Raw genomic sequence first — 7,714 nt, forward strand, 5'->3', positions numbered from 1 at the left:
AAAGAAAAAATGAGCACAGCTACGGATACACCACAGGTCCAAGGGACCGTCGGTCGGATCTCACGTGTCATTGGCCCTGTGGTCGACATTGAGTTCCCACTCGATGCTGTTCCCGCTATTTATAACGCACTGACCACCACGGTTGAGCTGTCCGAAGGTACCCGTAAGATCACTTTCGAAGTTGAACTGCAGTTGGGTAACGGAATCGTTCGTGCGGTTTCGATGCAGCCAACCGACGGTCTGGTTCGCGGACAGGAAGTTGTTGACACTGGTGCACCGATTTCGGTGCCAGTTGGTGACGTGACCAAGGGTAAGGTTTTCAACGTTACCGGTGACGTCCTCAACGACTCCATGATTGACGAACCGTACGAAATCACCGAACGCTGGCCAATTCACCGCACGGCTCCGAACTTCGACCAGCTTGAGTCCAAGACTCAGATGTTCGAAACCGGTATCAAGGTGATTGACCTTCTCACCCCATACGTTTTGGGTGGAAAGATTGGTCTGTTCGGTGGTGCTGGTGTCGGTAAGACCGTTTTGATCCAGGAAATGATTACCCGTGTTGCTCAGGACCACGGTGGTGTGTCCGTGTTCGCGGGTGTGGGTGAGCGTACCCGTGAAGGTAACGACTTGATCCACGAAATGGACGAATCTGGAGTTCTCGACAAGACCGCACTTGTGTTCGGTCAGATGGACGAACCACCGGGCACGCGTCTGCGTATTGCACTGACCGGTCTGACCATGGCGGAATACTTCCGTGACGTTCAGAACCAGGACGTGCTTCTGTTTATCGACAACATCTTCCGTTTCACCCAGGCAGGTTCCGAGGTGTCAACCCTTCTGGGTCGTATGCCTTCGGCGGTTGGTTACCAGCCAACGCTGGCTGACGAAATGGGTGTGCTGCAGGAACGCATTACCTCTACCCGCGGTCACTCGATTACGTCGATGCAGGCAATTTACGTGCCAGCTGACGACTACACCGACCCCGCTCCTGCAACCACGTTCGCGCACTTGGATGCAACAACTGAGCTTTCACGTGACATTGCTTCGCGTGGTCTCTACCCGGCTGTTGACCCGTTGGCGTCATCGTCGCGTATTCTTGACCCGCTGTATGTGGGACAGGACCACTACGACACTGCTGTGCGCGTGAAGCAGATTCTGCAGAAGAACAAGGAACTGCAGGACATCATTGCGATTCTGGGTGTGGACGAACTGTCTGAAGAAGACAAGCTCACGGTTCACCGTGCTCGTCGTATCGAACAGTTCCTGTCACAGAACACCTACACCGCTCTGCAGTTCACCGGTGTTGAAGGTTCGACCGTCCCAATCAAGGACACCATCGAAGGCTTCAAGGGTATTTGCGACGGAGAGTTCGACCACATTCCAGAACAGGCCTTCTTCAACGTTGGTCCAATCGAGGATGTGCTCCGCAACTACGATGCACTCCAGAAGGAGAACTAATCCATGAGTCTCAACGTCACCGTTGTGGCCGCCGACCGCTCCGTGTGGTCAGGCGAAGCCGAACGTGTGGTTGCGCGGACTGTGGAAGGTGAAATCGGAATTCTCACCGGTCACGAACCAGTGTTGGCAATCGTGGCCGGCGGGAATGTCCGCATCACTCCGACATCGGGTGAGACGATCAATGTTTCGGCTGATGGAGGCTTCCTGTCAGTGGCTGACGACGTAGTGCACGTCGTGGCTGACCAGGCACAGCTTGTCTAAGCGATCACTTAGAATGGCACCGTGAACCCATCAACCCTGCTAATCATTCTGCTCTCGTTGGTAGGGCTGGCTGTTGTCACGGTGGCATTGATTCTTGCTCGCCGTCGCGCGATTTCGCGTTTGACTGGCGCGTTTGATTGCTCAATCCTCGTGGGCGACGTATCTGCGCGTCGCCCACGTTGGCGTTTAGGGCTGGCTGTTTTAACCGTCACGAGTCTGGACTGGTATCCGGTCTTTGGCGTGGGCTGGCGTCCAGTGAGGCAGTACCCCCGAACTGATATGACGATCGGGCAACGATTGACTCCGAGCGGTGATGAACAGTACGCGCTTCTGCCCGATGCAAAGGTTGCTGTGTGTCAGTACGGCCAGTACACGAGCCGTCCTGGCGAAGTGCGGTTGGCGATGGACGCCGAGGCCCTGGCCGCGTTTTCATCGTGGTTGGAATCTCCGCCACCAGGGGCTAATCATTCTGTGGGACGGTTTACGTAATGGAAGTTTTGCGTGTTCATGGTCCGTGCACATTACGCGGATCAGTAGATGTACGTGGTGCAAAGAACAGCGTTCTTAAGCTCATGGCCGCAACGCTTTTAGCACCTGGAACGTCTGTTATTGAAAACGTGCCAGCGATTCTTGACGTCAAGATCATGGTGAAGCTGCTCATCTCGCTGGGCTGTTCCGTCGATTATGACTCGGACGCGGGTGTCGTGGCCATCACCGTGCCGGAAACGCCTGAAGTGCGTGCAGACTACAAACTTGTCCGGGCCATGCGCGCATCTATTTCAGTTCTTGGATCGCTCATGGGGCGGGTCAATGAGGCACATGTAGCGCTACCCGGAGGCGACGCGATCGGTTCACGTGGCCTCGACCTCCACGAAGCGGGTCTACGCGCTATGGGTGCGCAGGTGAGCTTGGACCACGGGTATTTTATTGCGCGCGCTCCTCAAGGCCTTCACGGCGCGGATATCCGCTTAGCATTCCCATCTGTTGGTGCAACCGAAAACTTGGTTATGGCTGCCACTTTGGCAAACGGTGTGACCACAATCGATAACGCTGCTCGTGAACCGGAAATCGTTGACATTTGTTCGATGCTCGTCGCTATGGGCGCGAACATCGAAGGCATCGGGACATCGACGTTGACTGTGACGGGTGTTGAATCTCTTCACCCTGTTCGACACGTGTGTGTTGGCGACCGTATCGTCGCGGGCACGTGGGCGTTCGCAGCAGCGATCACCGGGGGCGATATCCAGGTCAATGGCGTGAACGGGGATCTTCTGCCCGTCGTCCTTGACAAGCTTCGTTCCGCTGGCGCCCAGGTGACCGAACTCGAAAGTGGCATTCACGTCATTGGTCCGGAACGACCTCGGCCGGTTCGAATCTCAACTCTTCCTTTCCCAGGATTTCCCACCGACCTTCAGCCGTTTGCAATCACGCTGAACGCGATTTCTGATGGCCAAGGGTTGCTCACTGAGAACCTGTTTGAGGCCCGGTGGCGGTTTGTGCGTGAGCTGGCACGTTTGGGCGCTCAGGTTGAGTTGGACGGCAATCACGCGCTGATCAACGGGGTTGAGTCTCTGTCCGGGGCCGAGGTGGAAGCAAGTGACATTCGCGCCGGAGCCGGGGCAGTGTTGGCCGGGTTGGTCGCAGACGGCGTGACCGAGGTTTCTGGGGTTTCCCATATTGACCGCGGGTACGAGTACTTTGAGGACAAGTTGCGGTCTTTGGGTGCCAAGGTTGAGCGCATTGAGCGCGAGGACGTCGAGTTGTAGTTAACTCGCGCGCTGATCCGTAGTTACGCGCGTGCGCGACGCGCGCACGCTTAGAAGAGGCGACTTTCTGGGTCGTCCATTCCGCGAAGGGCGTCGTAGTCGAGGGTCACACAACGGATTCCGCGGTCGGTTGCCAGGGTGCGTGCCTGGGGCCGGATTTCTTGAGCCGCAAATACCCCTTTAACGGGCGCAATGAGCGGGTCTCGGTTGAGAAGTTCTAGGTAGCGGGTGAGTTGTTCGACTCCGTCGACACCACCTCGGCGTTTGATTTCCACGGCGATGGACGCTCCGTTTTCGTCGCGGGCCAGAATATCCACGGGGCCAATGGGTGTCTGATATTCGCGACGTATTGTGGTGTAACCGTCGCCTAGGGTTTCGATGTGTTCAGCAAGGAGTTCTTGCAGGTGGGCTTCGACGCCGTCCTTGAGGAGTCCTGGGTCCTCGCCAAGGTCATGTTCGATGTCGCGGTGAATCGTCTGAATCGCGATTTCTAAGCGGTCGCCAGTTTTGGTCTGGTTGACGTTCCACACTTCAGTGATGCCAGCTTGGGCTTGTTCGTCGTTGGGTTGATCGACGGTGAGCGTGGCTGGGGGAGTCATCCAGTTGAGTGGTTTGTATGAGCCACCGTCGGAGTGGACCAGAACTGAGCCGTCGGCTTTCAGCATGAGGAGCCGTTGGGCCATAGGCAGGTGGGCTGTGAGCCGTCCTGCATAGTTCACACTGCACGTCGCTATTACTAATCGCACGCAATCACTTTACGTGACACAATTGCACCATGCCACGTAGCAACTCTTCTCGACGCAGTAACAAGTGGCAACGGCCGTTCCGTGAACTGTCCGCTTCAAGCACCGTGCGGACTACGCAGACTGGCCCGGATGGCACGTGGATCGTCCAACATACGCAAGGGAATTCGTCTGGGAAAGTGTATGTGTGCCCTGGGTGTTCGCAGGACCTGCCAGCCTCTCTGGCTCACACGGTCGCGTGGCGTACCGATGACGAGTTTGGCGTAGGCGTGGGGGTCGAAACGCGCCGGCACTGGCATACGTCGTGTTTCAATACGCGACATCGCCGCCGCTAATTGCGACGGCGATGCTGCGCTGAACTTCGCTGAACCTCTCAGGTTACGGCTGTGAACCTACTTCTTGGAGCTAGGTGCGTTCGGTGTGTTCGGCGGTGTGGTTGCGCTTGGTTTTTCCGCCCCCGAGGTGCCACCCGGCTTGGTTCCCTGTTTGTTAGTGGAACTGTTGCCCAGTTTGAGGTTTGGTTTGTTGTCCTGCTGGGTTGCTGGTGTGTCTGCAGGTTTGCTTTCCTGCTTGTCAGCCGGTTTTTCTGAAGGTTGGCCAGCGTCCGAGGTGGTGGTTGGCTTGCCCGCAGGTTTGTCAGCAGGTTTGTCTGCCGAGGTGTTCGCCGGTTTGTTGGCGTTTACGCTCTTGCGTAGTTCCTCAAGTTCTTCTTCTGAACCGATTTTTTCGGTGGGAGCAGCAGCGGCCTTGACTTTGTCGGACTTGTCATCGGTCAGGTCAAGCCCGTCGAAAAGGCCCGGGGTTGCGAACATTGACTGCAGTTGCTGGAGCTGAGCCGTGATGGTGCGGCGCTGTTTGGTGAGCAAGTCCACTTGAGACTGCGCGGCAGATACGTTGCGCTTGGCTTCGGCTGCTGACTCTTCAATCGTGGCTTCAGCGGTCTGGCGGGCCTCGGAGATAAGCGACTGAGCGCGCTGACGACCGTCGGCGATGATCTTGTCGGCTTTTTCGATCGCTTCTTTACGCGTAGCTTCAGCACGTTCGGCAGCTGCACGCGCGTCGTCGTCGGCTTTCTTTGCGCGCGCTTGTGCTTCTTCGATGGTCTTCTTGCTGTCGGCCTGAGTCTTTTCGAACTGGGCCTTTTGGTCCTGTTCGTGCTTTTGGCGCAGGTTAGCAAGCTCGAGTTTGAGGTCGTCAGAGGACTTCTTAGCAGTGTCGTGCATCTTCTGCGCTTCTGCGCGAACCGTCTGTGCTTCTGTGCGCGCTTCACTGAGAAGCTTTTCAGCTGACTGACGTGCCTCAGCTACCAGCTTGTCGGCTTCTTTTTTGGCGGCGTCCAGTGTGCTGGCTGCTTCTTTTTCAGCGTCGGCGCGCCCAGTGGCGATCTCGTGCTTGAGGGAGTCGCGCTGATCGTTGGCTGCGGATTGCGCATCGCTTTGGATGGTGTCAGCTTCGCGCTGGGCGGTCTGTTTGAGTTCCTCTGCGCGTTTCTCAGCGGCCTCCACAGTTTCAGTGGCGCGCAGTTCTGCGGCTTGCATGATTGAGTCGGCTTCAGAGCGCGCGTTCGAAAGCGTGTCATTCGATTCCGTGTGCATGCGTGCGCGTTGGCTTGCAGCGTCGGCGCGCGCTTTGTTCCGGATAGTTTCGGCGTCAGCCGTTGCCTGTGCCAAAGTTTCACGCGCCTGTGACTCCGCGATCTTCAGCAGGTGGTCAATTCGGCTACCCGGGGCTGACTGTGCCTCTGCCTGATCGTCGGTAGCTTTCTTGAGTTGCTCCTTGACCTCAGAGAGTTCGCCGGCGATCTGTAGCTTCGCTCGGTCCGCGGTAATCACCTGACTTCGAGCGTCTTGTAGGGCTTTGCGCAGAGAGTCAATTTCGCTCTTTAACTGGCGAATACGCGCTTCAACTTCGCTCTTTTCAAAGCCACGCATGGCTGTGCGGAACTCTTCAGGAGGCGTCACGTCTCAATCTCCTTTGAATCGTGTAAATGGTGCTGCCTTCTACTCTAATGCTTCTCTGCTGGATACCAGCTGACAGACAGGCTCAGTAGACGTCAGTAGCTTGGGGCAACCACCTCGGGCCCGGCGTGCGATTAGACCGTCACCTGGTCTAACCTTGTGACAAAGACCACGGTCGTATGAGGAGGAAAAATGGCTGAAGCCGTAATCGTTGCCGGTGCTCGCACGCCACTTGGCAAAATGTCTGGATCACTCGCGTCTTTGAGTTCAGTTGACTTGGGAGCGCACGCGATCAAGGCTGCTCTTGAGCGTGCTGGAGTTGCGCCGGAAAAAGTTGAGTACGTTCTCATGGGCCAGGTTCTGCAGGCGGGCGTTGGCCAGGGTGCTGCACGTCAGGCGGCTGCGAAGGCCGGAGTTCCCATGACCGTGCCGGCAGTGACGCTGAACAAGTTGTGCCTGTCAGGAATTAACACCATCACGCACGCCGCTATGTTGGTGCGTTCCGGCGAGTATGACGTGGTTGTTGCAGGTGGTCAGGAGTCGATGACGAACGCACCTCACATGCTTGAAAAGTCCCGTGCCGGCTACAAGTACGGCAATGTGACCGTTCGCGACCACATGGACTACGACGGCCTGTGGGACGCTTTCACCGATCAAGCGATGGGTGGACTGACCGAATCGGCTAACGAAGGTGACACGGAATTTAGCCGTGAGGAGCAGGACGCTTTTGCGGCCCAGTCACACCAGCGTGCAGCAGCTGCCAAGGACAAGCTCGCTGAGGAAATCGCGCCCATCACCATTTCCAGCCGTAAGGGTGACACGGTTGTTGATTCGGATGAAGGTGTACGTGGCGACTCGACTGCGGAGTCCCTGTCGAAACTGCGCCCGGCCTTCCGCAAGGACGGAGCCATCACCGCTGGAAATGCGTCGCAGATCTCTGACGGTGCGGCAGCGGTTGTCGTCATGAACAAGGACAAGGCGTTGGAAGCTGGGCTGCCGATCCTGGCTGAGATCCGTTCCCACGCATGGACGGCCGGCCCTGACTCGACCTTGCAGCACCAGCCTTCCCAGGCCATTAAGGCGGCTGCTGAGCGTGAAGGCGTGGCAGCTGACTCATTCGACTTGTACGAAATCAACGAAGCGTTCGCCGCTGTTTCCCTGGCCAGCATGAAGGACCTGGGCATCGATGACTCGAAGGTCAACGTCAACGGTGGTGCGGTTTCGCTGGGTCACCCAATCGGGGCTTCAGGTGCGCGTATTGTTCTGACCTTGGCTTTGGAACTCCAGCGCCGAGGTGGTGGCCTGGGTGTCGCTGCCCTGTGCGGTGGTGGCGGTCAGGGTGACGCGCTGATCGTGAAGGTTGGCGAGTAATGCTGGTTGCGTTTTCTGTTGCGCCGTCCGGGGGTCCCGACCCGGACGGTGACGGGGGAGTCCACGACGCTGTTGCTGAGGCCGTGAAGGTTGTGCGGGCGTCTGGGCTTCCGCACCGCACGGATGCCATGTTCACCACGATTGAAGGTGAGTG

General features: G+C 57.4%; 8 protein-coding genes. 6 read left to right on the forward strand and 2 right to left on the reverse strand.

Annotated elements, in window-relative coordinates:
* The first annotated feature begins 9 nt into the window (after positions 1–9).
* The 4 genes from atpD to murA are packed head-to-tail and all read left to right on the forward strand — an operon-like array spanning position 10 to position 3,488.
* Complete coding sequence (atpD, locus tag QP868_RS04715; RefSeq protein WP_284925460.1) at positions 10–1,461, forward strand: F0F1 ATP synthase subunit beta; 1,452 nt, start codon at positions 10–12, stop codon at positions 1,459–1,461.
* A gap of 3 nt (positions 1,462–1,464) precedes the next feature.
* On the forward strand, positions 1,465–1,722 hold the full coding sequence (locus QP868_RS04720) for a F0F1 ATP synthase subunit epsilon (RefSeq protein WP_005882182.1): 258 nt from the start codon (positions 1,465–1,467) through the stop codon (positions 1,720–1,722).
* 21 nt (positions 1,723–1,743) lie between these two features.
* Positions 1,744–2,211 carry a DUF2550 domain-containing protein gene (locus QP868_RS04725; protein WP_284925461.1) on the forward strand — a complete coding sequence of 156 codons (468 nt, stop codon included), beginning with the start codon at positions 1,744–1,746 and terminating at the stop codon, positions 2,209–2,211.
* Positions 2,211–3,488: a UDP-N-acetylglucosamine 1-carboxyvinyltransferase gene (gene murA / locus QP868_RS04730; RefSeq protein ID WP_284925462.1), complete on the forward strand. Its 1,278-nt coding sequence runs from the start codon at positions 2,211–2,213 to the stop codon at positions 3,486–3,488. Before QP868_RS04725 ends, murA begins: the two co-directional genes overlap by 1 nt.
* A gap of 50 nt (positions 3,489–3,538) precedes the next feature.
* On the opposite strand, the gene nucS is transcribed toward murA, so the two are convergent.
* Positions 3,539–4,234 carry an endonuclease NucS gene (nucS, locus tag QP868_RS04735; RefSeq protein ID WP_284925463.1) on the reverse strand — a complete coding sequence of 232 codons (696 nt, stop codon included), beginning with the start codon at positions 4,232–4,234 and terminating at the stop codon, positions 3,539–3,541.
* A gap of 389 nt (positions 4,235–4,623) precedes the next feature.
* A complete protein-coding gene (locus QP868_RS04740) occupies positions 4,624–6,192 on the reverse strand; it encodes a coiled-coil domain-containing protein (RefSeq protein ID WP_284925464.1) in 1,569 nt (522 codons plus the stop codon).
* A gap of 189 nt (positions 6,193–6,381) precedes the next feature.
* Between QP868_RS04740 and QP868_RS04745 the strand changes: the two genes are divergently transcribed.
* Both QP868_RS04745 and QP868_RS04750 read left to right on the forward strand, forming a co-directional pair.
* Entirely contained in the window at positions 6,382–7,560 is a 1,179-nt protein-coding gene (locus QP868_RS04745) for an acetyl-CoA C-acetyltransferase (protein ID WP_284925465.1), read from the forward strand.
* Positions 7,560–7,714, forward strand: a 155-nt coding sequence (locus QP868_RS04750) for a thiamine-binding protein (RefSeq protein WP_284925467.1), incomplete at its 3' end; no start/stop codon positions are given. The genes QP868_RS04745 and QP868_RS04750, both read left to right, overlap by 1 nt.

Source organism: Brevibacterium sp. UMB1308A (assembly GCF_030230605.1).
Taxonomy (GTDB): Bacteria; Actinomycetota; Actinomycetes; order Actinomycetales; family Brevibacteriaceae; genus Brevibacterium.

What these genes read in the sequence shown, in the direction of transcription:
- atpD (WP_284925460.1), top strand. Translation starts at nt 10, where the DNA reads ATGAGCACAGCTACGGATACACCACAGGTCCAAGGGACCGTCGGTCGG.
- murA (WP_284925462.1), top strand. Translation starts at nt 2,211, where the DNA reads ATGGAAGTTTTGCGTGTTCATGGTCCGTGCACATTACGCGGATCAGTA.
- QP868_RS04720 (WP_005882182.1), top strand. Translation starts at nt 1,465, where the DNA reads ATGAGTCTCAACGTCACCGTTGTGGCCGCCGACCGCTCCGTGTGGTCA.
- QP868_RS04745 (WP_284925465.1), top strand. Translation starts at nt 6,382, where the DNA reads ATGGCTGAAGCCGTAATCGTTGCCGGTGCTCGCACGCCACTTGGCAAA.